We start from the raw sequence: 25,127 nt of genomic DNA, 5'->3' as shown, positions 1-25,127 counted from the left end.
AAAAGATTCAGTATTTTCAATCTATATTTTTTTATAGACGGATTGTTTTCTTTTCTATTATAATTTGTTCTAATAGCTATCTTTTTAGATACTTATTGCACTTTTTTCTTCGGGAGGTAATCTATGAAAAAATTACGTTTTGGATTAGCGACGCAAATTTTCGTCGGACTCATACTAGGGGTTGTAGTCGGTGTCATCTGGTATGGCAATCCTGCTGTTCCAACTTATTTACAGCCTATCGGCGATTTGTTTTTACGCTTAATCAAAATGATAGTGATTCCTATCGTCGTCTCCAGCTTAATCATCGGCGTTGCCGGCGCGGGAAGCGGAAAACAGGTCGGAAAATTAGGCTTCAAAACGATTTTGTATTTTGAGATCATTACCACTTTCGCCATCATTCTCGGACTGGCTTTGGCGAATCTTTTTCATCCGGGAACAGGCGTTAATATACATGAGGCTCAAAAAACAGATATCAGTCAATATGTTGAAACAGAAAAAGAACAAAATAATAAATCCATCGCGGACACATTCCTGCATATTGTACCGACAAACTTCTTCCAGTCATTGGCCGAAGGAGATCTGCTTGCCATCATCTGCTTTACCGTGCTGTTTGCACTCGGCATCTCGGCAATCGGTGAAAAAGGAAAGCCCGTATTGGCCTTCTTTGAAGGTGTTTCTCATGCGATGTTCCACGTTGTGAACCTGGTCATGAAAGTTGCTCCGTTTGGTGTTTTTGCATTGATTGGTGTTACCGTTTCCAAATTTGGGCTCAGTTCCCTGCTTTCACTCGGTAAACTGGTCGGTTTAGTATATGTAGCTTTGGCTTTCTTTCTCATTGTTGTATTCGGAATCGTCGGAAAGCTTGCCGGGGTTAACATTTTCAAATTCCTCGCCTATATGAAGGATGAAATTTTATTGGCGTTCAGTACGTCAAGCTCCGAAACTGTACTCCCCCGCGTTATGGAAAAAATGGAGAAAATCGGATGTCCGAAAGGAATTGTTTCATTTGTTGTGCCGATCGGATATACCTTTAACTTAGACGGATCTGTGCTGTACCAATCTATCGCCGCATTATTCCTCGCTCAGGTATACCACGTTGACTTGTCCATTTGGCAGCAGATTACCCTTGTGCTTGTCTTGATGGTCACTTCCAAAGGAATGGCTGCCGTGCCCGGGACTTCTTTCGTCGTCCTGCTTGCGACACTAGGCACAATCGGCGTTCCTGCAGAAGGCCTTGCATTCATCGCCGGTGTTGACCGGATTATGGACATGGCCCGTACGGTCGTCAATCTGACCGGAAACGCGCTGGCATCCGTTGTGATGTCAAAATGGGAAGGCCAGTATGATCCCGCTAAAGGCGCGAAGGTCATGAGCCTCGCCAAAACAGAACAAAACACAACCATCTCAGGTTAAACGAAAACCCTGCACGGAACTTTTTCCGCGCAGGGTTTTTTTATGCCATCGGCGATAGAACGTACCGGTACAAAAGCTTCGCCGTATTAAGAAGCGATAATTCGTGCGTGCGTTCAAAGGCGTGTGACGCGTCAATTCCCGGGCCGATCAGCCCGTGGACGATGTCATGGCCCGAACGGATGGCTGCTGAGGCATCAGAACCGTAATACGGATAGATATCAAGCTGATACTCAATGCCATAGCGCTCCGCAAGCCCGGCCAGATGTTTTCTGAGCTGATAATGGTACGGGCCGCTTGCATCCTTCACGCAAATAGAGACGGTATATTCATCCGTAGACTGGCCGTCGCCGATCGCTCCCATATCAACAGCCAAGTATTCGACGGTTTCAGGCGGAATGTTGGAATTGCCGCCGTAGCCGATTTCTTCATTATTAGAAATCAGAAAATGCGTCGTATACGGAAGTTCGATTTTCTCTTCTGTGATGCGGCGGATTAAGTTCAGGAGCAGGGCCACACTCGCTTTATCATCAAGATGCCGGGATTTTATAAAACCGCTCGGCGTCATTTGCACGCGCGGATCAAATGAGATGAAATCGCCGACTCTGATGCCGAGATCGGACGTCTCTTCCTTCGTCCGGACAGGCTCATCAAGGCGGACTTCCATATTCTCCTGATTCCGCTCTGCCTTGCCGGCGTCCTTGTAGACGTGCACTGAAGTCTGATGCATTAAAATGGTGCCTGTATAGGTTTTGCCGGAAGAAGTTTGGATTTCGCAATATTCCCCTTCAATCGAGTTGTATCGGAAGCCGCCGACCAAATCAATCTTCAGCCGGCCGTCCGCCTTTATTTCCTTTACCATCGCGCCGAGCGTATCGACATGCGCCGTCAGCAATCTGTGTTTCTTGTCATCACGGCCGGGAATCGTGACAAAAAGACCCCCTTTGCGGTTTCTGTAAGAGGAGACGCCCCATTCTTTTAAAAGACTTTCTGTATAGGCGATAACCTCGTATGTATTGCCCGTCGGACTCGGAATCGACACCAGTTCTTTAATCAGTTCCATCGTATGTTTCATATCTGCCACAGGTCATTCCTCCTATCAATTTGATTCTTCTTAAAATATACTCTTTTGCTCCACACCCCGTCCAATCTTTTCCTTCTCTTTTTTCATAAGATGAAGGGAGCATGGGGATAGGAGGGAAATGTATGATCAACCGTAAACTGCACAAGCGGAAAAGGTTTCATAATGATTGGTTTGAGGATTGGTTTGAGGATGATTGGTCTGGTGCAGCCTTCTGGGGCTGTAAAAAAGAAGAAGATCACTGTAAAAAGAAAAAAGAAGACCCTTGTAAAAAGAAGAAAGAAAAAAAGAAGAAAGAAAAAAAGAAGCATCATCATTCATGCCGCCACTGCTGCCGTCATTGGTAATATCACACAAGCCCGTTTTATAAATAGATGTCTCATGCTCCCCAACCAGCGGATGCTGCTTGGGTTTTTTTATTAATATTAGTACCAAGTAATAATATCTGGTGTTATAATCTGATTATAAAGGAGTGATTCATCATGTCAAAATCTAAAATTACAGCAATCGGTACATATGCTCCGGCACGCCGATTAACAAATGCGGATTTGGAGCGCATCGTCGATACATCTGATGAATGGATCGTCCAGCGTACCGGCATGAAGGAAAGACGTATTGCCGGCGAACATGAATTCACATCGGATTTATGTATAGAAGCGGTGAAAAACCTTGCGGAACGATACAGCGGGACCCTTGATGATGTCGATATGATCCTTGTCGCTACAACGACCGCGGACTATGCGTTTCCAAGCACTGCGGCACGCGTGCAGGCTCATTTCGGCTGGCCTCACACCGGCGCCCTTGATATTAACGCCACATGCGCCGGACTCACATACGGCCTTCAGCTCGCAGACGCATTAATCACCGCCGGTTCTCATCAAAAAGTGATCGTGATTGCCGGTGAAACATTATCAAAAGTAACGGATTATACTGACCGGACGACCTGTGTCCTTTTCGGAGACGCTGCAGGCGCCTTATTGGTGGAACGCGACGAATCAGCGCCGGGCTTTTTGGCAGCCGTGCAAGGAACGGCCGGGAGCGGCGCGGACGTGCTGTATCGGACGGGACTGAGCGCTGAATTAAACGGCGAACCGCTTAAAGGCGGAGGAAATATGGTCCAAAACGGGCGCGAAGTATATAAATGGGCGGCCAGAACCGTGCCTGAGGAATGCAACGCTCTTTTAGAAAAAGCCGGCTTTTCAAAAGACGATCTGGATTGGTTCGTTCCTCACAGCGCCAACATGCGGATGATCGAATCCATCTGTGAAAAACTTCCCTTCCCGCTTGAACGGACGCTGACAAGCGTTGAATATTACGGCAACACTTCATCGGTTTCTATTATTCTCGCTTTGGATGAAGCCTTGAAAGCGAAAAGACTGTCGGAAGGCCAGACACTGGTATTATTCGGGTTCGGCGGCGGATTGACTTATACCGGATTGCTGGTGAGATGGGGATTTTAATAGAACGATGATCGAAAACTGAAAAAAGAGGCCCCGAGCATCTGCCCGGGGCCTCTTTTTCTTATGCTGTTATTTCTTCTTCCGCTTTGTGTTCTTTTTTGCTTTGCACCGTAAAGTACACGATGGTCAGCACGATCATGACAACGGCAATGCCTAATAGAATCGATGCCTGCTGCCACATGTAGCCGTAATCGCCATTTGAAATGACGGCACGGAACCCGTTGATGCTGTACGTCATCGGCAGTGCCCCGTGGATCACTTGATAGAATCCAGGCAGAAGTTCAAGCGGGAAGGTTCCTCCGCTTGCCCCGAGCTGGAGCACCAGAATGATGACAGCGATAAAACGTCCCGGATTTCCCATCGTAGTCGCTAATAATTGAATCATGGACAAGAACGCGATGCTCGTAATCATCGTAAAGAGATAGAATCTCCAGGTGCTTTCCACATCAAGTCCGATTCCTTTTAACAGAACCGTTGCGACAATAACGGATTGAATCAGGCCGACGAGCAGAATGACGCTGAATTTGCTGAGGAACCATTCAAACCCGTTTCTCGGCCGGCCCGAAGCTTCTGTCAGAGGGAATACGACCGTCAGCATCAATCCGCCGACATATAAGCCCATAGACAGGATATAAGGCGTCAGTCCGGTGCCGTAGTTAGGCACGGAATGAATCGCATTATCGTCTGTTTTTACCGGATCGGCAATCATGCTGTACGTTTTGTTATCTGTCTTAATGTCTCCGGTTTGATCGGCCGCATCTTTCAGCTGGCCGGACAATTGTCCGGTGCCGTCTAAAAGCTTGCTTAAACCGGTGCCGAGTGACGCTTGGCCCTGCTCAATTTTGGACGAGCCGTCATGGATTTTGTTTTGCGCGTCAAGCAGTTTCGTTAAGCCGCCTGAGACTTGGCCGCTCCCTGACACTAACGCTTCTGATCCTGATTTGAGCTGGCTGAACTTGCTGTTGTATTCGCCGATGCCGGCCGTCAGTTTGTTTTGGCTTTCAAAGACAGTCTGCGCTCCGCTGTATAATTTATCAGTTCCCGCTGTCAGCTGGTTAATCGCGTCTTGTACCGCCGCCGCGCCGTTATACAGTTTCGATGTGGACTGCGGCAGTGCTTTCAGCTGATCAGCCTTCGCTTTTACATCTTCCAGCGCGCTTTTTATCACTGACATATCCGGAAGCTGAACATCTCCGCCGGACGGAAGCTGGCTGACGATATTATCTAAATCCGGAAGGTCAGCCTTCGGAATCTTCTCATTCAGAAGCTGAACCAGTTTCGTTTTTTGCTCACCCGTTAAGAAATCACTGTCCTGAATCACCTTTTTGACCGCGTCATCCCGGGCGTCCAGGCTGTTTTTCAGATCGGAAAGCTTTTTCTTAAACTGCTGCAATTCCTTTTCAGTCTGCTCAAGCTCCCCAACCGCTTTTTCAATATCTGAGAGGTTGACTGAATTGATCGCATCTTCAAATGCCGCCGCTTTTTGCGATGCTTCCTGCGCCTTGCTGTTTAACGCGCTTAATCCATTCGTTAAATCCGGAAGCTGTTGCTGGAGCTGCTTGTGCCCGTCAAGGCTCGTTTTCAGCCCGCTGGCCACTTGGCCTCCTCCTGAAGCAATCTGTCCTGATTTATCTTGAATGTCGGCGCTTGCGCTCTGCAGTTTTGCGATAGAGCTGTTAAGCGTTTGGATTCCGCTTGTCACTTTCGCCGCTCCGTCGGTAAGCTGCTGCGTTTTATCGCTGATGGTTGCGGTGCTTTCAGTAAGCTTCGCTAAATTTTCCTTCAGCTTGGCGCTGCCGTCTTTCGCGTTTTTCGTGCCGTCGTCTATTTTCTTGGCGCCGCTGCTGGCTTTGCCGAGTCCTTTGGCAATATCTTTAAAGTTGTCAAAAATGACTTTTGCGTATTGCTCTGTCACTTCTTTCGACACGGAGGCTTTCAGTTTATCGATTGCCTTTTCGCCGATTGTCGCCCCGACATAGTTGGATCCGGCGTTCGTATGATATTTCAGATCCAGCTTTTTCGGATTTTTATCCATTACCGTGCTGGCGTTTTTCGAAAAACCTTCAGGAATCTCGACCACTAAATAATATTTAGCATTTAATAAGTCCTTTAACGATTGATCAAGATTGCTTGAAAAATGCCAATCAAAATTATCATTTTTCTTTAACTCTTTCACTAGATCGTCACCGATCTGAAGATGTTTCCCTTCGTAGTCCGCCCCTTTATCCTGGTTGACAACGACAACCGGCAGCTGATCCACCGTGCCGTACGGGTCCCAGTACGCCTTCAAAAACACTCCGCTGTAGATCAGCGGAACGAATAATATGGCAATGATGGGGATTAACAGTTTCTTGCTCGTTACAATGTCTTTCCACTGGCTTTTTATTGTATTCAACCCTGTTGCCTCCTTCCGCAAACTGACTCATTTGACAAAACGGTCACGGCACCTAAAAAGTGAAGGATCATCTATTTAGATAATCCTTGACCGACATACATTTCCAGCAATTCGGCGATCGTCTCTTTTTCAAGAGGCGGATGGTTTTTTTCCCAGTCAAATATCAGCGCGATGTAAAGCTTAAGCATGACAAAAGCGGTCAGCTCCGGATCGCACGGTTTAATGCTCCCGTTTTCAATGGCATATTCTATCTTTTCTTTAATATATGACAGAATGGCCCGCTCCATTTTCGCAATGACATCCTGAACGGCTATTGTACCAATCTCGGCGTTCTCCTGAAAAATTTTAATAGTCAGCTGGTGTGTTTTTCTGAATTCCAAAATCGCGACAAGCGCCCGGTGGACATTTTCGTGAAATGAAAGCTCCGGTTTCATCGCTTCATCGGCGTGTTCCTTCATTTCTCTTAAAATAGTGGTGAAAATGTCATCAAACAGTTCTTCTTTGTTTTTGAAAAACGTATAGATGGTTCCCTTCCCCACATTTGCAAGCTTCGCCACCAGATCCATTGTCGTTGCTTTGTAGCCGAATTGTGTAAAAGACTTCGTTGCCGCTTCCAGAATGAGTTTTTTCCGATCGACGGACATGTTTCCCACCTCGTTAAATTGACCGTTTGAACGTTTTAGTCATTTTGTACATAAGATAACTTATCACAGTCGCAAAGAAGATTCAAATGTTTTTTCTTTTTATTGGTGTTCCCTTTACAGAACGGGAACATGCAAAAAAACCTCCGTTTTAAGATAACGGAGGCTGGTACGTTTCAAATAAATAAGCCAGTGAATCATATACGGCGGCTTTTCCCTGGTCGATACAGTCGGGGATGCCCACCCCTTCAAAAGACGCGCCCGTCGCGTATACACCCGGATAGGAAGCTCTCAGCGCATCTCTGAACTCTTTGATGCGCTCTTTATGGCCGACATGGTACTGCGGCATGCTTTCGTTCCAGCGGGTCACACAGGTCATTTCCGGCTCGCCCTTGATATTCATTACTTTTTTCAAATCTTCCATTACGATTTTAATGATCTCATTATCTGAAAGATCTACGATGGATTCATCTCCGGCTTTTCCGACGTACGCCCTGAGGAGTGTTTTGCCCTCCGGCGCCGCATGCGGCCATTTTTTGTTCGTCCATGTGCAGGCCGTGATGGAGAAGTCGCTGTTTCTTGAGATAACGAATCCCGTACCCTCATGCTCCATCTTGACGGCTCCCTCAGGAAACCCTAAGGCGACGTTGGCGACGGACGTAGAATGCATGTCTTTGAGACATGAAACCGCCGGCAGATCAGAAAGCATTTTCGCCGCGGCTTTATGCGGCGCTGTTACAATGCATCCTTCCGCATGAAGCACTTTGCCGTTATCCAGCGTCACGGAATATCCTTTCTCCTCGCGGCCGATATGGGTGACTTTCGTGCCTTTCATCACTTTTGTCAGCGTAAGCTGCTTTTCCAGTTCCTCCACCAACGTTTGAAGCCCTGTTGTCAGCGTTAAAAACTGCCCCTGCTTTTTGGCCGTCAGCTGCTGTCCTGAAGGCTGCGGACGCGATTTTTTCATGCCGAGAATCAGACTTCTGTGCTTTTGCTCAGTCTGATAGAATTGCGGAAATGTGGACATGAGGCTCAGCTTATCAATATCTCCGGCATAGATCCCTGACAAAAGCGGTTCTATTAAATTCTCAACAACTTCGTCACCGACGCGTCTGCGGAAAAATTCACCCAGAGACTGATCTTCCTTCGGTTTGCTCGCAGGCAGAACAAAATCAAGCGCCGCCCGCGCCTTTCCGGGAACAGAGAATAAGCCGGTGGAGATGAACGGTGCGATTTTTGTCGGGATGCCCATCACCGCGCCCTTCGGCATCGGGTGAAGCGTCTCGTTGACGAGCACGTAAGATTGGCCGGTCGCATTGTTGACGAGCAGATGCTCAAGCCCCAAATCCTTGACGAGCTGCGGAGCGCTTTTTTTCCTTTCGAGAAAAGAATCCGGCCCCCGCTCAATGATGTAGCCGTCTTTATGCGCCGTCTGAATTTTGCCGCCCGCTCTCGGGCCCGCTTCAATCAGGGTGACCTCAAGCGGCAGCTGTTTTTCTTTGATTTCTTTTTCCATGTAGAAGGCGGCGGCTAATCCCGTTATGCCGCCGCCGATGATGACCAGATGTTTTTTATCGCCACTCATTTTTATCGCCTTCTTTACCGTTTAGTTCTACTTGTCCAGCTCTTTCAGCACGACCGCTGCAAGCGCGTCGATAAATTCGGGCTGTGCGTTCGGCATGGCCGGACGATAGTAGCTTGCGCCGACTTCATCGGTCACAGCTTTGCATTCGTAATCATTATCGTAAAGCACCTCTAAATGATCGGCAACGAAGCCTGCGGGCACGTATACAAATGCTTTATAAGGATGCTTTTGATACAGCTCGCGCGTGAGATCCTGCACGTCCGGTCCGAGCCACGGATCAGGGGTGTTCCCTTCGCTCTGCCAGCCGACTGCGTAATCGGTAATTCCGGCGCCTTCGGCAATCAGTTTTGCGGATTCCTCCAGTTGGTCAGGATACGGATCGCCGTATTCTTTAATTTTTTCAGGAAGGCTGTGCGCTGAGACGATCAGCATCGCGTCATCCCGTTCTTCTTTCGGCATTGATTCATACGTTTTCTTCACCTGGCTGACCCAATAATCAACGAATTTCGGTTCATCATACCAGCTTTCAACCGACTTGATGGTCAAGTCGCCAAGCTTCTCCGCTTCTTCTTTGGCGCGTTTGTTGTATGACTGGACGCTGAATGTTGAAAAATGAGGGGCGAGCACCAGGCTGACAGCTTCTGTAATACCGTCTTTATGCATGTCCGCCACCGCGTCTTCGATAAACGGTTCAATATGTTTTAATCCGATGTACACTTTGAATGTGACGTCGTCCTGGATTTCATTTAAACGCTGTCCGAGCTTCTCCGCCTGCTCCTTCGTAATTTTTGCAAGCGGCGAAATGCCTCCGATCGCTTCATATCTGTCTTTTAAGTCTTGAAGCATGTGCGGCTCCGGCTTTCTTCCGCGTCTGATATGTGTATAATAACGTTCTATGTCTTCTTCTTTGTAAGGCGTTCCGTAAGCCATAACGAGAAGTCCCATTTTCTTTTTGCTGCTCATTTTGTTAAACACCTCTTTTGATGGTCTGTCTATCTTGATTTTGACAGGAAAATCTTCTTATAACCAACGATCTGCTCAGGAAGATTGTTCCCCTATTTTAGCCGCGGAGTATTCATGCACAAAGGCCGTCAGCTTTTTCAGCGTTTCCGGGTTTACATCAGGGAATACGCCGTGTCCTAAATTGAAAATAAACCGATCCGTTTTCATACCCTGGTCAAGAATCGCTTTCGCTTTTTTCTCGATGACCTCCCAAGGCGCAAGAAGAAGCGACGGATCAAGATTGCCCTGAACCGTTTTTATGATGCCTTGTTTTCTGGCTTCATCTATGCTGAGTCTCCAATCAAGACCGACAACGTCAAGAGGAAGGTCATGCCAGTCTCCGGCCAGGTGGCTTGCGCCTACGCCGAACATGATCAGCGGAACTTGTTCTGCTGAAAGCTCCCGGAAAATCCTGTCCATCACCGGTTTTATAAATTGCCGGTAATCTTCGCGGTTCAGCGCGCCGACCCAGGAATCAAAAATCTGAATGGCTTTTGCGCCGGCGTTAATCTGCGCTTTTGCATAAACGATAATCATATCCGCGAGCTTGTCCATCAGCATCTGCCACGCTTGCGGCATACTGTGCATGAACGCTTTTGTTTTGTTGTAATTTTTAGAAGGCCCGCCTTCAATCATATAACTGGCCAGCGTAAAAGGCGCTCCCGAAAAACCGATGAGCGGGACATTCAGCTGTTCGTTTACGAGTAATTTGATCGTTTCCAGCACGTAAGGAACATCCTGTTCGGGATTCAGTTCGCCGAGCTTTTCAATATCCGCAGCAGAGCGCACCGGCTGATCGATCACCGGGCCGATTCCGTTTTTAATTTCAACATCCACTCCGATATAAGGAAGAGGCGTCATAATATCTTTATATAAAATGGCAGCGTCCACTCCGTACTGCTCGACCGGAAGTCTCGTCACATACGCGCACAGCTCGGGCTGATGCGTAATTTCGACTAAGCCGTACTTTTCCTTCAGCTTGCGGTATTCCGGCTGTGACCTCCCCGCCTGTCTCATGTACCAGACAGGGACGTGATTTGTTTTTTCTCCCCGTGCCGCTTTTAAAAACGTATCATTAAACGCTTCTCGTTTACTCATCTGAATTTCCACCTTTCCTCCTGCAACCATACGTTCGTGTTCTTCGCCCATTACACTATACCTTGTTTTTTTAAAATGGTATAGAATTGAGGCCTAATGTTCAAAAAATCGCCGAATTCATCATTAAGAAGAGAAAAGCTTCGGCTGAACGTATTCCGTTCCCTCTCCTTCTTGATTCGTCTGTGAATTATATGGAACGACTTTGTATGAAGCCCCTGAAAACAGGTTGGCGTATGGTATGTCAAAGCTGCCTTTTCCTTTCACCGAATCCAGAAGCTTCTCTTTTCCGTCTTTCTTTTCATATATTCGGTAAACAACCCGATCATCCTTTTGGGCATCCCATTTTAATTGAACCGTAATCAGTCCCATCGCCTTAAATGTATAACCGGCCGACAGGGACTTCACCGCTTTCAGCTCAATCGGGCTTCCCAGTTCTTTCACATTTTCGGGCTTTTTGAATGTTTTGCCGTTTTCCCCCGCTTTTGTGACGATATCTTTAAAGAGTCTGACAGGATACTGGCTTCCGCCTTTCAGGTAATGGGTTTTATCTGTTTTGTCATACCCCATCCAGATGGCTCCCGTCAGTCCGGGAGTGTATCCCGCAAACCAGGCGTCCTTCGTGGCGCCGGGAACGCCGGTAAATGACGTCGTGCCGGTTTTCCCCGCCAGGCCGCCCTGATAGCTGCCTTGTGAAGCGGTTCCTTCTTTTACGACCTGCTGAAGCATCCTCGTCATATTCCATGCCGTCTGTCCGCTGAAGACGCGCGTTTTGCCGTTTTTAGGCCCGGATATCGTTTCTCCGTCTTCGTCCGTGATGTTCTCTATAAAAAATGGCTTCGTATACATTCCGTTTGCCGCAAATGTATGATAAGCCCCGGCCAGCTGAAGCGGGGTGACGCCTTCTGACAGACCGCCCAGCGCAATCGCGAGTCCGTTGTCAGAAATGTTTATGCCGTTTTTATTAAGATACGATTTTCCCGTATCCACGCCGATCTGCTTCAATGTCCAGACAGCGGGCGCATTTATGCTGTATGTGATTGCGTCCTGCATCGTCACTTGCCCCTTGTACTGTCCGTCATAATTTTTCGGTTCGTACCCGTTGTAAGACTGCTGTTTGTCTTGAAGAAGCGAGTATGGTTTGAACTTGTCCTCCTGCATGGCGGGCCCGTATACGGCAAGCGGCTTAAATGTTGAGCCCGGCTGCCGCGGCGCCGTTACCCTGTTGTATCCTTTTGTCACGTAGTCGCGCCCGCCGACCGCCGCGCGGACGCCTCCGGTTTTATTATCAATAAAGACGGCGCTTCCTTCCGCCGCCTGATCCGTTCCCGGAAAATAGCCGCTTTCTCTCATGAGCGTGTATGCCGTTTTCTGCAGTTTGGAATCAAGCGATGTCCGGATCGTATAGCCGCCTTGAAGAAGCTGTTCGCCTGACATCGAATAACGGGATTCCGCCTCCTTGATGACAAGATCGATATAACTGTCAAACCAAGGCGTTTCAGATGTTTTCTTGATATGAAGCCCCAATGTCCGGCCCTGGGCTCTGACGGCTTCTTTTGCGCTGATATAGCCTTGATCGTTCATCATGGAAAGAATCGTATCGCGCCGCTCTTTATTTTTGCCGGGATGCTGAATCGGCGAATAAAGGGAAGGCGCCTTCGGTATAGCCGCCAGAACGGCGCCTTCTGCAACGGTTAAATCTTTTACTTCTTTATTAAAATAGTAGTGAGACGCGGCTTGAATGCCGTAAACGCCATGGCCGAAATAGAGCTGGTTCAGGTACATTTCAAGCAGCTTATCCTTGCTGTAATCACGCTCAAGATTGATGGCGATAATGACTTCCTTCGTTTTGCGCAAAAATGTTTTATCATGAGTCAGAAAAATGTTTTTCGCCAGCTGCTGGGTGATCGTGCTTCCGCCCTCCACCTTGCCGCCCGCTAAAATATCCCGGAACATCGCCCGGCCGACAGACTTCACGTCAATGCCGTGATGTTCGTAAAACCGTTTATCTTCAACGGCGATAAAGGCATCTCTCACATCTTCAGGAACTTCCTGAATGGATACCGGTTCACGGTTTTCCGTATAAAGACTCGCGATTTCATCACCGTTTTGATCGACAATTTTTGAAGATGCGTGCAGGATTAATTTCTTTTCATCGATGACATAATGGCCGAGAAATATAATGATAATGTATCCGATTAACGCGAGAAAAGCGGTTACCGCCGCAATTACAGCCGGAATAAAGAATCTTTTTTTCTTTTTCAGCATAAGTCACCTCGCCTTTCTTAACTTGTAGTATGGGAAATATTGTTTCGAATTATGTCAGAATGAGTCGCCAATAGAAACTTATACCACTCTTTTGTTATACTAGCAAGCAGGAGGTGGCTGATATGAAGGTTTATATTACATATGGGACAGCCGATTTTTTAAAAACGATTGCAAAGAAACACCCAAATGAGAATATGGTGCTGATGCAAGGAGAGGAAAATGCGATTTTAATCCATGAAACAAATGGAGAAACCGTTTTTCAGGCGCCCCATTCCTATGAAAGCATCGACAGTGTCGGGGAAATCAAACATCCGGGCTACGCCGTCCTCAATAACATCGCCGTTACCCAGGAAGGCCGTCCGCTGTTTGAAAACCGGTTTAAAAACCGCGCCGGCAAAGTGGAAAATGAACCCGGCTTTAAAGCCATCCGCGTATTAAGGCCGCTTGAAGGCGATACGTATGTCATCCTGACCCTGTGGGAAGAGGAAAAAGCCTTTCAGGGCTGGCAGCAGTCAAACTCTTATCAGGAAGCCCATAAAAAACGCGGAACATCAGCCGGCATCGACACGACGTCCATTTTCTCCCGCCCGTCTTATGTAACCGCTTATTACGCTATAGATTAAAACCGCCGGAGATTCTCCGGCTTTTTTTAGTCCCGATTTTCCGCTTCCCCCTTTGCACCTTCCGCCCGCCTATGAATAACCTGTAGCAATCCTATTTATAAACGGAGTGGTTCAATTGGGGATCGGCGTCTACTCGGTACATCTGCTTTATGTTGCTTTTATCGCGGCCATTATCGTTTTTATGCTTCTCAGAAAAGATACAACCTTTATTTCACTTGCCGGTATTTTTGTGATTGCGCTATGGACGACGCATTCATTCTCCGCTTCGGTCAGCAGCCTGTTTCACAGCTTCACGTATGCCGCCGGGGAATTGCTGCCGACGATTTTTATTATTTGTTTTATCGTGGCGATGAGCGGCCTTTTGACCAAAACAGGTATTAATGAAGCGATGATTTCTCCGTTTGCGAAGCTGATGAAGGGGCCGGCTGCCGCGTATTGGATCATCGGCTGCCTGATGTTTGCCATCTCTCTTTTTTTCTGGCCGTCACCCGGTGTGGCGCTGATCGGCGCTGTGCTGCTTCCCGCGGCGATCCGGGCGGGCCTTTCTCCGATCGCCGCGGCAATGGCGATGAACCTGTTCGGCCACGGATTCGCTTTATCAGGTGATTACGTCATTCAGGCGGCGCCGAAATTGACAGCCGATGCCGCGGGCGTTCCTGTGGGCGATGTCATGCAGGCTAGTATTCCGCTCGTTTTAATCATGGGGTTAACGACGACAATCACCGCTTTTTTTCTCATCATGCGGGAGCGAAAAAAAACGCAGGTCCCCCTCTCCTTTGACAGCTCCGGTTCTTTGGACACAAGCATGTATCTCCCGAAAAAATTCAGGGTGACTCTGGCTGTTCTCATTCCGCTTGTTTTCCTCGCCGATATTATCTGTATGATCGTCTACCGCCTGCAAGGAAATGATGCGACGGCGCTCGTAGGGGGAACGGCGATCGGCATTCTCCTGATCATTCATTTCATCGTGCATAAGCAGCGGCATTTAGAAAAGATCACTGAGTATTTTATCGGCGGTTTTCAATTCGGCTTTAAAGTATTCGGCCCCGTCATTCCGATCGCGGCGTTCTTTTATCTCGGTGACGCGGGATTTAAAAGTATGTTGAACACCCCCCTGCCGAAAGGATCTGCGGGTATCGTCAATGACCTTGGCCTGGCGCTGTCCCACTCCTTTCCGATGTCCGGGGAATTCGCCGGCATCGCCCTGACCGCAGTCGGCGCGATTACCGGGCTTGACGGTTCAGGCTTTTCCGGTATTTCTCTTGCAGGGTCGATGGCAAAGCTGTTTTCCGCCGCGCTTCATACGAATCCGGCCGTTTTAACGGCGCTGGGCCAGATTTCAGCGATCTGGGTCGGGGGCGGAACATTGGTCCCTTGGGCACTTATTCCCGCAGCGGCTATTTGTAAAGTTGACCCGTTTGAGCTTGCCAGAAAAAACTTTATCCCGGTGACGGCCGGACTTATCGTCACGACGATTGCTGCCATCATCATTCTTCCGTAGCAAAAAGATTGAAATCTTCTGACATTTTCTATACAATCATGGGAAAAGCAGACGAGGGGGCACCGCTTTTGACATTAACGACACTTCAAAAAAGCTTGTACGCTCAGCTTGACGGGCTGTACGAGGAAATGGTTGAAATCAGACGTCACCTTCACAGGAATCCCGAGCTTTCCTTTAAAGAGAAAAAAACGCCGGCTTTCATCGCTTCGTTTTATGAAAAGCTCAGCGTTCCCATCCGGACGAACGTGGGGGGAAACGGTGTCACAGCCTATATTGAAGGCGGAGAACCGGGACCTTGTGTCGCGCTCAGGGCTGATTTTGATGCTTTGCCGATACAGGATGAAAAAGATGTGCCCTATGCTTCACAAATTCCCGGCGTCATGCACGCCTGCGGCCACGACGGCCATACGGCGGCTCTGCTTGCTGCCGGAAAAGTGCTTTATCACAACCGGGAAAAACTGAAAGGATCATTTGTAATGATCCACCAGCACGCCGAGGAATTATCTCCCGGCGGAGCAAAATCAATGATTGAGGACGGCTGCCTTGAACATGTCGATGCCGTTTTCGGCACACACCTATGGGCGACTGAACCCGTCGGAACGGTCTTATGCCGCCCGGGCCCAGTGATGGCCGCCGCTGACGGCTTTACGATTAAAGTCATCGGCAAAGGCGGCCACGGTGCGATCCCTCACGATACGAAAGACGCCGTTTTAATCGGCTCACAAATCGTCACGGCCCTTCAGCATATCGTGAGCCGGCGTGTAAACCCTATGCAGCCGGCCGTCATCTCAGCGGGCTCATTCATCGCTGAAAATCCGTTTAACGCCATTGCTGATCAGGCAGTCATCACAGGCACCGTACGCTCGTTTGATGAAGAGGTGCGCAGCCTGCTCGAAGCAGAAATAGAAGCCGTCGTAAAAGGGATCTGTTCCATGCACTCCGCTTCCTATGAGTATCGTTTCAAACGCGGCTATCCCGCCGTCGTCAATCATCCGGAGGAAGCGGCGCACGCTGCGGCAGCCGCCGCGGAAACAGACGGCGTCACGAAAGTCGTTGAAGGAGAGCCGCAGATGGCGGGAGAGGATTTTTCCTATTATCTGCAGCATACAAAAGGCGCTTTTTTCTTTACGGGCGCCGCTTTAGACGATGCGAAATCTATTTACCCTCACCATCATCCGAAATTTGATTTTAATGAAAAAGCGATGCTGACCGCCGCCAAGGTGCTGATCGGCGCCGCGGTGAGCTACCCCCGATAGGGCACTAAAAAACAGCCGGTACATTACGTACCGGCTGCTGTAATTCTTAAATGATAAACGTGCCTTGCCGTCTCGCCGAGCTGTGACAGCAGTTTATAATTGGCCGCTCCGCCCACGGCGGCTCCGACGACCGGCAAAAGCTGAAACAATTTCACCACGTCCAGATAGTCGCGGTATTCCTGCTGAAAAACTCTCCAATCAACTTCATGCTTTTTTGAATCCCAATGTTCAATCATTGAATATATGCGTTTCCGCTGTTCACCGCTTGAGAAAGCAAGCTGAAAAATAAACAGCAAAAACAATCGTTCATCTCTATCATTCACATCATAGCCGTAAATGGAGGCAAGATCGAACAGACATTTCATTTTAATGGACAACAGCAAAGGAAAGTCGGCCATCCCAAAAAAAATTCCGCCGGCCCCCGTACCGATGCCCTCGGCTGCCGCCACCTTTTGATAGGATGCGATGGTTTGTCTGGCGAGGGCATCTTTTTCTGAAAGCGACATGCCGCTTGTATCCCGCTTGCTTTTTATCAGGTTTGACCCCGCCATTGTTGCTTCGGTCATTTTTTTAATGCTTTCTGTGAATGACGGCATGAATTTTTCCGGGAATCCGCTCATTTATTTTCGCCTGCATACCTTTAGAAAAACGTTCAAACATGGAATCCTTACGCAAAAAACGCGCTTTCCATTGCAGGGCTTCCTGTATCAGCTGCTGATCGCCGGTCATCCGCGTCTCCTTCTTTCGTATAGGTTTCAAAAACCCGTTTGATTACAGCCTGCCGTACTTTTTCAATCTGCCGCCCATATACGAAGGCATAATCACAAAGATCAGGACGGCTGAAGCGATAGCGGCATAAAGCGCCCCGCTGACTCCCGCGGCATAGGCCGACGCTGCCGAAAACAGCAGTGCCTGCACAGTCAACGCCGATTTCATCAGTGAAAAGAAGCTTTTCAGCTTCGCTTTCTGATTGACCGGGTAAAGCTCCTGTAACGACAGATGTTGAAAATGCCCGAACAGCGGCAAAAGCTGTATCCCCGTAATAAAGACGGTAAATACGGTTAACGCCGCCGTTATCAACGGATTGGCGGAAACGAGCATAATAATCAGGATAAAAATAATCGTGAGCCTGACCTGAATGCCCAGATAATCATTTGAACGAAGAAAGGCCCGGGCATACATATAGGAGAACGTTTTCCGCTGGTCGAACGGAATCATTCTGAGCAAAAAGTCGAGATACGCCCGGCGTTTTGCCTGTTTCTTCAAGTGAGGCACATCGGTAAACAGATTGGCGATTCTGTAAAACCGCTGCTTCCTTCTTAATTCATATTCAATATGAGCTTCCCATTTTAACGATTTATGTTTCGCGGCTGATGTGAAATAGACATAAAGGCCGGCCATCACAATGTAGACGGCGGCAGCATACAGATAAAACGATTGTAAGACGAAGTATAAAAGCAGCATGTTGCAGATAAAGCGTATCACCGCATCCATCATTTTCATACTTCTGTCATTCATAAATGTCATCCGCCACTCCATGGCCTGATTCCACGCTTTCACCGCCAGCATCTGAATAAAAACGGCGGCATACGACGCAAGCGACGCCCCCGGACTTACAGCGAAAAACAGAGGCATGCATACAAGCGACAGAGCGATAAGCGGAAACAGCTGTGACAGATAGCTGTACTTGAATGCATGCTTAAAGTAAGTCCCCATTTTCGGTTCAAGCGGCAGCAGAAACACGAGATCCGCTTCCTTTAACAGCGTCCGGACGTATGAACCCGTCAGCACGATAGAAAAGAGCACCGCCATCACCCAAAAGGACGGGAAATGAACGGGAATGTCTTTGACCCATTTGCTGTACCAGCTCGCAGCGCCGGCAATAAAAAAGATCAGGACAATGACGAGATGATCATTGAGCATATATTTCATATACATTCTGGTTTCCTTTATATGCTCTTCAAGCCGGGACTGCCAAATCGTAGACATATTATTCATGGCCGGCGTCTTCCTTCGTCAGTTCAATATATAAATCATCAAGAGCGGCGTCTCTCATGCCGAACTGCTCTCTCAATTCTTCCAGCGTGCCGCTTGCGCGTACTTCGCCGTTATGTAAAATGATGAAAGCGTCACAGTAGCGCTCTGCCGTCGCCAGTATATGCGTTGACATCAGCACGCTTGATCCGGCTTTTTTCGCGGCGTCCATCCGTTCCAGCAATGCATTGATCGCAAGCGGGTCAAGCCCGAGAAACGGCTCGTCAATAATATAAAGCGAAGGCTCCGCGAGAAACGCGCACATGATCATGACCTTCTGCTTCATCCCTTTGGAAAAGTGAGCGGGAAACCATTTCAGCCTTTTTTCCATTCTGAATTCTTTCAGAAGCGGCGGAAGCCTTTTTTCAAGCGTTTCTTTCGAAAGGCCGTACGCCATGGCCGTCAGCTCCAAATGCTCTTTGAGCGTCAGTTCTTCATACAGCACCGGCGTTTCGGGGATATACGTAAATTGCGAACGATAGCCCTCTTTATCCTCTGAAAACGTCTTGCCATTCAGCTCGATCGAGCCTTTATGCGGGTCCATTAAACCGATAATATGCCGGATCGTCGTGCTCTTGCCCGCGCCGTTTAATCCGATGAGTCCGACAATCTGGTTCGGCTCAAGGGTGAATGAAACATTTTTTAAAACCGGGTTTCTCGTATAACCGCCGGTTAAGTCTTTTACCGATAGCAGAGACATAATTTCTCCCCTTCTGATTCGTTTTTCTTCATAGTACCAAAAATAAAGGCTGATTTGAAACGATTCCCTTTTTTTCTCACGTAAAAAGCCTGCATAGTTATCGTGATAGCGGACATCATAATGTGTGTAGAAGGAAACAGCTTTAATCAACTGAAAATGAGGTGTTTATAAAAGACGTCTTAGAACAGTTGGATGAAAATCAACATGTCTTATGCTTACAATTTCTTCACACACTGCTTTGATGATGTTCTTCAGTCATGATGAAATAATCAAATGAGGTGTTTGTCCCAGGAATGATCAAGCAGACCCATAAGTCTTCATTTTAAAAACAAATGAGGTGCTTACAAAAGGCATATTCAATTTTCTGTGATAAAGCTCGTACTTCTGCATCAGGATGAACGCCAGCCGTTCATCCTGTTTTTTATTTCGGCGGGTTTTGTGGTACGATGAGAATATACATATATTTCTTTTCAGGGAGGAAACCCATCTATGCACAAAGCGGACGATTGTATTTTCTGCAAAATCATTGCCGGCGACATTCCGTCTTCAAAAGTATATGAAAACGAACACGTCGTTGCGTTTCTCGATATCAGCCAGGTCACAAAAGGCCACACGCTCGTCATTCCGAAAACACATATCGAAAACGTGTACGAGTTTACGCCTGAGCTTTCTAAAGAATATTTTGAAGCGGTGCCGAAAATCGCGCGTGCCATCCGGGATGAATTCGAGCCGATCGGGCTGAATATTCTCAATAACAACGGTGAAAAAGCGGGCCAATCCGTGTTCCATTTTCACATGCATATCATTCCGCGTTACGGAAAAGGCGACGGATTCGGAGCCGTCTGGAAGACACATGCCGAAGACTATACGCCTGACGATCTTCAGGAGATCGCCTCAACCGTCAGAAAACGGCTTGCCTCATCTTAAGGATGAGGTTTTTTTGCGCCCGAAACATAAAATACATAAAATAATATTTTTTCATATCAAAAAAATCTAAAAATTGTGATAGGATAATTGTATTATTTCTTACACTAAAGCGGAAAACAGGGAGAGATCGTAAAAATGGAACGTACAACTAATTTCAATGCAGGACCCGCAGCCCTTCCACTGGATGTGCTGCAAAAAGCACAGAAAGAATTTATCAACTTCAATGATACCGGCATGTCTGTCATGGAGCTTTCCCACCGGAGCACAGAATATGACGCGGTGCATCAAAAAGCGAAAACCCTTCTGAAAGAACTGATGGATATCCCCGACGATTATGATATTTTATTTCTCCAAGGCGGAGCAAGCCTTCAATTCTCAATGCTGCCGATGAACTTTTTAACGCCAGAGAAGACGGCGCACTTCATTGTGACGGGCGCATGGTCTGAAAAGGCCCTCGCTGAGGCGAAACTGTTCGGAAACACATCCGTCACGGCAACAAGCGCAGATTCAAACCACAATCATATACCGAAAGCGGACCTCTCACAGATAAAAGACGGCGCCTACTTGCATATTACGTCCAACAACACGATTTTCGGAACGCAGTGGAAAGAGTTCCCGAATTCACCGATTCCGCTCGCAGCCGACATGTCAAGCGACATCCTGAGCAGAAAATTTGATGTCAAAAAGTTTGATGTCATCTATGGCGGAGCCCAGAAAAACCTCGGGCCGTCCGGCGTTACGGTCGTCATCATGAAAAAATCATGGCTTGAAAACGAAAACGCCAACGTTCCTAAAATTTTGAAATATTCCACCCACACAAAAGCTGATTCACTGTATAATACGCCGCCTACATTTGCGATTTATATGCTGAGCCTCGTCCTCGAATGGCTGGCTGAAAACGGCGGTGTCGAAGCGGCTGAGCGGCGCAACCGGGAAAAGGCGGATGTCCTGTACGGCACAATCGATGCAAGCGGCGGATTTTACACGGGCCATGCCGAAAAAGACAGCCGTTCTCACATGAATATTACATTCACCCTCCGCGACAGCAGTCTGACGAAAAAATTCGTTGAAGAAGCGAAAGCGGCAAAAATGACCGGACTCGCCGGCCACCGCTCAGTCGGAGGCTGCAGGGCGTCTGTTTACAACGCCGTCAGCCTGGCTGATTGTGAAAAACTGGCTCAGTTTATGAAAAAGTTCCAGCAGGAAAACGAATAAATTTCTTCTACCCTGACAGTTCCTTTGATATACTGTTGGCATATCAATTTTTCCGGCCATCGCAATAAATGACGAGCATATTATTGGATGGCGAAAAAGCTTAGCAGAGGAGAGCTTAGTATGAAAACAAAAGAATTAGTCATTATGGCCCTGTTTGCGGCAATCGGAGCGGTGCTTCATTCCATTATGCCGCCGGTTTTATTCGGAATGAAACCCGACATGATGCTTGTGATGATGTTCATGGGAATTCTGTTATTCCCCCGTGTGCAGAACGTGCTGATGATCGGGATTGTTACGGGAATCATTTCCGCACTCACGACATCTTTTCCGGGGGGACAGCTTCCGAATATCATTGAAAAACCGGTAACGGCGTTTCTGTTTCTCGCACTGGCGCTTTTGGTGAAAAAAAGCGTGAAAACAGCGGCGGCTGCCGTCATTACGATAGCCGGCACTTTCATCTCCGGTGTGATCTTTCTGGCGCTGGCCCTTTTGATTGTCGGCCTGCCGGGCGGATTCACGGCATTGGTGCTCGCGGTCGTCCTTCCGGCGGCTGCGCTGAACGCGATCGCCATTATCATCATGTATCCGATTGTGCAGACGATCTTAAAACGGTCCAATATGATTGAAACGGCAAAATAGCCGCATACTGAAACCTCTTCCGGCCGGAAGAGGTTTTTTAATGTGTTTCAGCATGTTTCATACGAGAAGTTTTGTGAAAAAGATAAGGAACAATGCGAGGGCGGTTCCTGCTGAGCAGACAATGGCCTTTTGGCGGACGACCCGCTTCGGCGGATAAGAAGCGGCCTGGCCGAGCAGTTTCAGGTAATAAACGGCGCCCGCCGCAAAGACAAGAGCCATACAAGATAAAACAATCATGAAGACAGACAACCTTCTCCCTCCTTTTCCCTTAAAAAATATGCTAAAATAAAGCAAGCTATGTATAGAAGTTTATTCTTCTGAACAAAAATGGTAAAAGCTTATGAGAAAAAAAACGGGGTGATTTCAAATGGCTGACGGACGTTCCCTTTTAACAGGCCTTTTCGTAGGCGGATTGATCGGAGGCGCAGCGGTTTTGCTTTCGGCTCCTTCATCCGGAAAAGAGCTGCGGGGCAAAATCAAAGCGAATTGCAATTCTATTGAGGACACAATCAAACGGTTAAAAAAAGACGGAATGGCGCTGAAAGACCAGCTTGTCCAAACGGCGAAAGAAAGCGCCGAAGTGATTAAAGACGTAGGCGGAGAGCTTCAGACAAGCATTAAAAGGTGGCAGGAGGAAATCAAGCCGCACCAGCAGGATCTCCAAAAGGAAATCGCTGATATTGAAGAGAAAATCAGACAGCTGGAGAAAACCTTACAAAACTAATATCCTATACAACCAAAAAAAGTGCGGACATATTGCGTTCCGCACTTTTTTTTGCGGTTTAAAGCCTTTCACAGCAACGGATCGAGAATTTATTATAAAATTCTTAAATTTTCATCTTTATTAATCTTTATTTTATTGGCATAATAGAGGAAAAGAAAATGTGAAGCAGGTGATCTGTATTGAATCGTGTTGAACCGCCTTACGATTTAAAAGAAGCTTTAATCTATACCCAAAAAATGGCGCAGCTGTCCAAAGCGCTGTGGAAATCTATCGAGAAAGACTGGCAGAATTGGCTGAAGCCGTACGATCTTAATATTAATGAACATCACATATTATGGATTGCTTATCAGCTTAAAGGAGCTTCTATTTCGGAAATCGCCAAATTCGGCGTTATGCACGTATCAACTGCATTTAATTTTTCAAAAAAACTTGAAGAACGCGGGTATCTGAATTTTTCCAAGCGGCTGAATGACAAGCGGAACACGTACATTCAGTTAACAGAAGAAGGGGAAAAAGTATTTGAAAGTCTGCTAGAGGAGTTTGACCCGTCGAGAAACGCGGTGTTTAAAGGTTCACAGCCGCTCTACCACTTATTCGGGAAGTTCCCGGAGATGGAAGAATTGACCTGTGTCATCCGCCACATTTACGGGGAAGATTTTATGGAGATATTCGAGAAATCATTGACAAACATAAACAATGATTTTGAAAGTGAAGACGGAAGCCTGAAGAAAAAAACGGGCGGATCGGCTGACCATGAAACGGCTGAAGAGCTGGAACCGGTCAGCAGTTAATCAAAGTGCTTCATAATCTCGATAAATTCTTCCATCAGCGCTGTATAAAGCCCCTGCTCGTACAAAGCAAAAATCGTTTCATGAACATCTAATTTTTCGTTCAGCTGTCCCGCAAAAAGCGCAAGGAGCTTGTCGAACGTCACAAAGCCTTGCGCTTTTTGCGACTCCAGCTCGTCCTCCAATTCGCGGCAGATCCGCCCGACCTCTTCACCTTCCTCTTCGGTCAGCCCTTTTTCAATCATCATCGCATAAAAAGGGTACTTATCCATATCCATCGTTTTCACCAGCAATTGTATGTAATATTCTAACCGCCCGATACGCTGATCCATTGAATCCATCCGTTTCACTTCTTTCTATCTTTAATCTTATTTTAGCTGATAATGAATGGAGAAGAAAGGTTAAACCGTACATTTCCATGTTTCACCGCTCTCTTCTGTTCTTCTCTTTCCGGGTTTATTTTTTTCTTTAAAAAAGGATTGATTTTTTCTCCTGAAGAGAGTAAATTATTTTGAGATTGTATTCCATATTTGTACGGAAGGATGACTCTGATGAATTGCTGGAAAACCATTAATCTGATTAAAGATTATGGTGCGGTTCGTTTATTATTGACTGCTGTAGGTTTTATGATCCTGTTTTTTATATGCAACTTCTTGGCATTCGGGCTGCTTCGTCCGAATATCAGTTTAAGTGACGGGCATGTATTAGCTTTTTGCGTTCTGCTCGTCGTTACTTTATTTGTACATAAAGTCATACATGTCCTGCCGATGTTTTGCAAAAAAAGAAAAAAGGAAATGAAAATGTACTTTTTGCGGATGCCGACATGGAAAGGCATACCGAAAACAACGATGCTGATTTCAACGATCAGCCCGTTTTTATTCATTACGCCGGTGTTATTTTATGCAGGCTTGGCATTTCCGAGACACGCCCATTACTTTTATATGATTTCGAGCATTCATGCGGGCTATTGCCTGCCTGATCTTCTGTTTGCGCTGCATCTGGTCAAAGCGCCGAAATCATGTCTGATTGACCAGGAATCCGACGGCTTTGATATTTTAGTAAAAAAAGTGCCGGAGTCCTGATGTCCCGCTGATTTTTCAGCTTACATTCTATCTTTTTCAATAAATATTTGGTAATGTAATATGGGAGCAGTTCAGAGAGAGGGGGAATCTCCCATCATTTTATTCTATTTTATCGTGGCTGCCCTGTTTATTCTTTATTTCATAAACAGGCTCACAAATACATTATGCCTTGTCAGAGAGATTCCTGAAGACCGGCAGGATAAGGTATTCCGTTTTATTAATGTTTCTATTTTAATTTTATTGATCTCTTCGTTCGTCGAGATCTCCTTTACTGTGTAAACAGGCAAAAAAAAGATGGCTGCCGGCGGATTAACGCGGAGCCATCTTTTTTTCTTAGTAAATCCAAGAAGCGCCGATGATGATCAATAAGATGAACAGAACAACCAACAACGCAAAACCGCCTGCAAATACTTCACCCATCTCCAGAAGCACCTCCTACAAAACGTTTTATTTTTCCAATTACATCATATGCAATTCACTTCAGAAACGATTAGGCGCCCGGGTAAGAAAATGGACCGCTTTTGGAAAAAGCGATCCGTTTCGCTTAGCAAATGTAAGCTGCACCTACAATGACAAGCAAAATGAACAATACGACGAGCAGTGCAAAACCGTTTGAATATCCTCCGCCCATGGTTCATTACCTCCTTTTCATGATCAATATATTTGTATGTATCAGGAAAAAGTTTGACTAGACGAATGCC

At 47.1% G+C, this 25,127-nt stretch carries 26 protein-coding genes and 1 pseudogene; 13 read left to right on the top strand and 14 right to left on the bottom strand.

All coding sequences use genetic code 11. From position 1 onward, the window contains the following. Positions 1 to 123 precede the first annotated feature (123 nt). Entirely contained in the window at positions 124 to 1,413 is a 1,290-nt protein-coding gene (locus tag ABDB98_RS05135) for a cation:dicarboxylate symporter family transporter (RefSeq protein ID WP_060963146.1), read from the top strand. Between the two features lie 40 nt (positions 1,414 to 1,453). Here ABDB98_RS05135 and ABDB98_RS05130 read toward each other — a convergent pair whose 3' ends face one another. Further along, entirely contained in the window at positions 1,454 to 2,485 is a 1,032-nt protein-coding gene (locus ABDB98_RS05130; RefSeq protein WP_438422114.1) for a M42 family metallopeptidase, read from the bottom strand. A gap of 131 nt (positions 2,486 to 2,616) precedes the next feature. Here ABDB98_RS05130 and ABDB98_RS05125 point away from each other — a divergent pair, with 131 nt between their 5' ends. Both ABDB98_RS05125 and fabHB read left to right on the top strand, forming a co-directional pair. Continuing rightward, positions 2,617 to 2,838, top strand: a complete 222-nt coding sequence (locus tag ABDB98_RS05125; RefSeq protein WP_438421550.1) for a hypothetical protein — start codon at positions 2,617 to 2,619, stop codon at positions 2,836 to 2,838. A gap of 135 nt (positions 2,839 to 2,973) precedes the next feature. Beyond that, positions 2,974 to 3,951: a beta-ketoacyl-ACP synthase III FabHB gene (gene fabHB, locus ABDB98_RS05120; protein ID WP_438421549.1), complete on the top strand. Its 978-nt coding sequence runs from the start codon at positions 2,974 to 2,976 to the stop codon at positions 3,949 to 3,951. Positions 3,952 to 4,012: 61 nt separating this feature from the next. Here fabHB and ABDB98_RS05115 read toward each other — a convergent pair whose 3' ends face one another. From ABDB98_RS05115 to ABDB98_RS05090, 6 genes are all read right to left on the bottom strand, one after another. Next, positions 4,013 to 6,346 carry a YhgE/Pip family protein gene (locus ABDB98_RS05115; protein WP_438421548.1) on the bottom strand — a complete coding sequence of 778 codons (2,334 nt, stop codon included), beginning with the start codon at positions 6,344 to 6,346 and terminating at the stop codon, positions 4,013 to 4,015. A 71-nt stretch (positions 6,347 to 6,417) separates the two neighbouring features. Then, positions 6,418 to 6,990, bottom strand: coding sequence for a TetR/AcrR family transcriptional regulator (locus ABDB98_RS05110; RefSeq protein WP_016938331.1), 573 nt, complete (start codon positions 6,988 to 6,990; stop codon positions 6,418 to 6,420). A gap of 148 nt (positions 6,991 to 7,138) precedes the next feature. Further along, positions 7,139 to 8,572, bottom strand: coding sequence for a protoporphyrinogen oxidase (gene hemY / locus ABDB98_RS05105; protein WP_269775495.1), 1,434 nt, complete (start codon positions 8,570 to 8,572; stop codon positions 7,139 to 7,141). A gap of 27 nt (positions 8,573 to 8,599) precedes the next feature. After that, complete coding sequence (hemH, locus tag ABDB98_RS05100; RefSeq protein WP_438421547.1) at positions 8,600 to 9,535, bottom strand: ferrochelatase; 936 nt, start codon at positions 9,533 to 9,535, stop codon at positions 8,600 to 8,602. 75 nt (positions 9,536 to 9,610) lie between these two features. Continuing rightward, positions 9,611 to 10,672 (bottom strand): uroporphyrinogen decarboxylase, encoded by a 1,062-nt coding sequence (hemE, locus tag ABDB98_RS05095; RefSeq protein ID WP_438421546.1) that lies wholly within the window; start codon positions 10,670 to 10,672, stop codon positions 9,611 to 9,613. 123 nt (positions 10,673 to 10,795) lie between these two features. Continuing rightward, complete coding sequence (locus ABDB98_RS05090) at positions 10,796 to 12,937, bottom strand: transglycosylase domain-containing protein (protein WP_438421545.1); 2,142 nt, start codon at positions 12,935 to 12,937, stop codon at positions 10,796 to 10,798. Between the two features lie 122 nt (positions 12,938 to 13,059). On the opposite strand from ABDB98_RS05090, the gene hmoB reads away from it, so the two are divergent. The 3 genes from hmoB to ABDB98_RS05075 all read left to right on the top strand — a co-directional run bounded on the left by hmoB (position 13,060) and on the right by ABDB98_RS05075 (position 16,317). After that, complete coding sequence (gene hmoB / locus ABDB98_RS05085; RefSeq protein ID WP_438421544.1) at positions 13,060 to 13,560, top strand: heme-degrading oxygenase HmoB; 501 nt, start codon at positions 13,060 to 13,062, stop codon at positions 13,558 to 13,560. Positions 13,561 to 13,675: 115 nt separating this feature from the next. Next, the gene (locus ABDB98_RS05080) at positions 13,676 to 15,061 is read left to right on the top strand and encodes a hypothetical protein (protein ID WP_438421543.1); all 1,386 of its coding nucleotides are present in this window, start codon (positions 13,676 to 13,678) and stop codon (positions 15,059 to 15,061) included. 68 nt (positions 15,062 to 15,129) lie between these two features. Beyond that, positions 15,130 to 16,317: a M20 family metallopeptidase gene (locus tag ABDB98_RS05075; protein WP_438421542.1), complete on the top strand. Its 1,188-nt coding sequence runs from the start codon at positions 15,130 to 15,132 to the stop codon at positions 16,315 to 16,317. Between the two features lie 23 nt (positions 16,318 to 16,340). On the opposite strand, the pseudogene ABDB98_RS05070 reads toward ABDB98_RS05075, so the two are convergent. The 3 genes and pseudogenes from ABDB98_RS05070 to ecsA form a co-directional block, all read right to left on the bottom strand. After that, positions 16,341 to 17,046, bottom strand: a pseudogene (locus ABDB98_RS05070) (EcsC family protein). Between the two features lie 42 nt (positions 17,047 to 17,088). Beyond that, positions 17,089 to 18,315: an ABC transporter permease gene (locus ABDB98_RS05065; RefSeq protein WP_438421541.1), complete on the bottom strand. Its 1,227-nt coding sequence runs from the start codon at positions 18,313 to 18,315 to the stop codon at positions 17,089 to 17,091. Continuing rightward, on the bottom strand, positions 18,308 to 19,051 hold the full coding sequence (gene ecsA / locus ABDB98_RS05060; RefSeq protein ID WP_016938341.1) for an ABC transporter ATP-binding protein EcsA: 744 nt from the start codon (positions 19,049 to 19,051) through the stop codon (positions 18,308 to 18,310). The genes ABDB98_RS05065 and ecsA overlap by 8 nt, the downstream gene beginning before the upstream one ends. Before the next feature lie 489 nt (positions 19,052 to 19,540). Between ecsA and ABDB98_RS05055 the strand changes: the two genes are divergently transcribed. The 3 genes from ABDB98_RS05055 (at position 19,541) to ABDB98_RS05045 (ending at position 21,832) form a co-directional block, all read left to right on the top strand. Continuing rightward, positions 19,541 to 19,978, top strand: coding sequence for an HIT family protein (locus ABDB98_RS05055; protein WP_007409220.1), 438 nt, complete (start codon positions 19,541 to 19,543; stop codon positions 19,976 to 19,978). 135 nt (positions 19,979 to 20,113) lie between these two features. Beyond that, the gene (gene serC / locus ABDB98_RS05050) at positions 20,114 to 21,193 is read left to right on the top strand and encodes a 3-phosphoserine/phosphohydroxythreonine transaminase (RefSeq protein WP_438421540.1); all 1,080 of its coding nucleotides are present in this window, start codon (positions 20,114 to 20,116) and stop codon (positions 21,191 to 21,193) included. Positions 21,194 to 21,313: 120 nt separating this feature from the next. Further along, positions 21,314 to 21,832: a tryptophan transporter gene (locus ABDB98_RS05045; RefSeq protein WP_016938343.1), complete on the top strand. Its 519-nt coding sequence runs from the start codon at positions 21,314 to 21,316 to the stop codon at positions 21,830 to 21,832. Positions 21,833 to 21,889: 57 nt separating this feature from the next. On the opposite strand, the gene ABDB98_RS05040 is transcribed toward ABDB98_RS05045, so the two are convergent. After that, entirely contained in the window at positions 21,890 to 22,081 is a 192-nt protein-coding gene (locus ABDB98_RS05040) for a hypothetical protein (RefSeq protein ID WP_007409223.1), read from the bottom strand. A 118-nt stretch (positions 22,082 to 22,199) separates the two neighbouring features. Between ABDB98_RS05040 and ABDB98_RS05035 the strand changes: the two genes are divergently transcribed. Together ABDB98_RS05035 and ABDB98_RS05030 are read left to right on the top strand one after the other, a co-directional pair. After that, a complete protein-coding gene (locus ABDB98_RS05035; protein WP_007409224.1) occupies positions 22,200 to 22,556 on the top strand; it encodes a YtxH domain-containing protein in 357 nt (118 codons plus the stop codon). Between the two features lie 179 nt (positions 22,557 to 22,735). Then, positions 22,736 to 23,347, top strand: a complete 612-nt coding sequence (locus tag ABDB98_RS05030; protein ID WP_438421539.1) for an HTH-type transcriptional regulator Hpr — start codon at positions 22,736 to 22,738, stop codon at positions 23,345 to 23,347. Here the strand turns inward: ABDB98_RS05030 and ABDB98_RS05025 are convergent. After that, positions 23,344 to 23,685 carry a YhaI family protein gene (locus ABDB98_RS05025; RefSeq protein ID WP_438421538.1) on the bottom strand — a complete coding sequence of 114 codons (342 nt, stop codon included), beginning with the start codon at positions 23,683 to 23,685 and terminating at the stop codon, positions 23,344 to 23,346. The genes ABDB98_RS05030 and ABDB98_RS05025 overlap by 4 nt on opposite strands. 210 nt (positions 23,686 to 23,895) lie before the next feature. Between ABDB98_RS05025 and ABDB98_RS05020 the strand changes: the two genes are divergently transcribed. Both ABDB98_RS05020 and ABDB98_RS05015 read left to right on the top strand, forming a co-directional pair. Next, positions 23,896 to 24,426, top strand: a complete 531-nt coding sequence (locus ABDB98_RS05020; protein ID WP_016938345.1) for a DUF3267 domain-containing protein — start codon at positions 23,896 to 23,898, stop codon at positions 24,424 to 24,426. Between the two features lie 60 nt (positions 24,427 to 24,486). Further along, positions 24,487 to 24,705 carry a hypothetical protein gene (locus tag ABDB98_RS05015; protein ID WP_003155245.1) on the top strand — a complete coding sequence of 73 codons (219 nt, stop codon included), beginning with the start codon at positions 24,487 to 24,489 and terminating at the stop codon, positions 24,703 to 24,705. Positions 24,706 to 24,759: 54 nt separating this feature from the next. On the opposite strand, the gene yhzE2 is transcribed toward ABDB98_RS05015, so the two are convergent. Then, positions 24,760 to 24,846: a sporulation protein YhzE2 gene (yhzE2, locus tag ABDB98_RS05010; protein WP_013351705.1), complete on the bottom strand. Its 87-nt coding sequence runs from the start codon at positions 24,844 to 24,846 to the stop codon at positions 24,760 to 24,762. A gap of 124 nt (positions 24,847 to 24,970) precedes the next feature. Further along, positions 24,971 to 25,057: a YjcZ family sporulation protein gene (locus ABDB98_RS05005; RefSeq protein ID WP_016938346.1), complete on the bottom strand. Its 87-nt coding sequence runs from the start codon at positions 25,055 to 25,057 to the stop codon at positions 24,971 to 24,973. Between the last annotated feature and the right edge of the window lie 70 nt (positions 25,058 to 25,127).

This window comes from Bacillus siamensis, assembly GCF_051628075.1.
GTDB lineage: Bacteria > Bacillota > Bacilli > Bacillales > Bacillaceae > Bacillus > Bacillus siamensis.
This window is presented reverse-complemented; position numbering and strand designations above follow the sequence as displayed.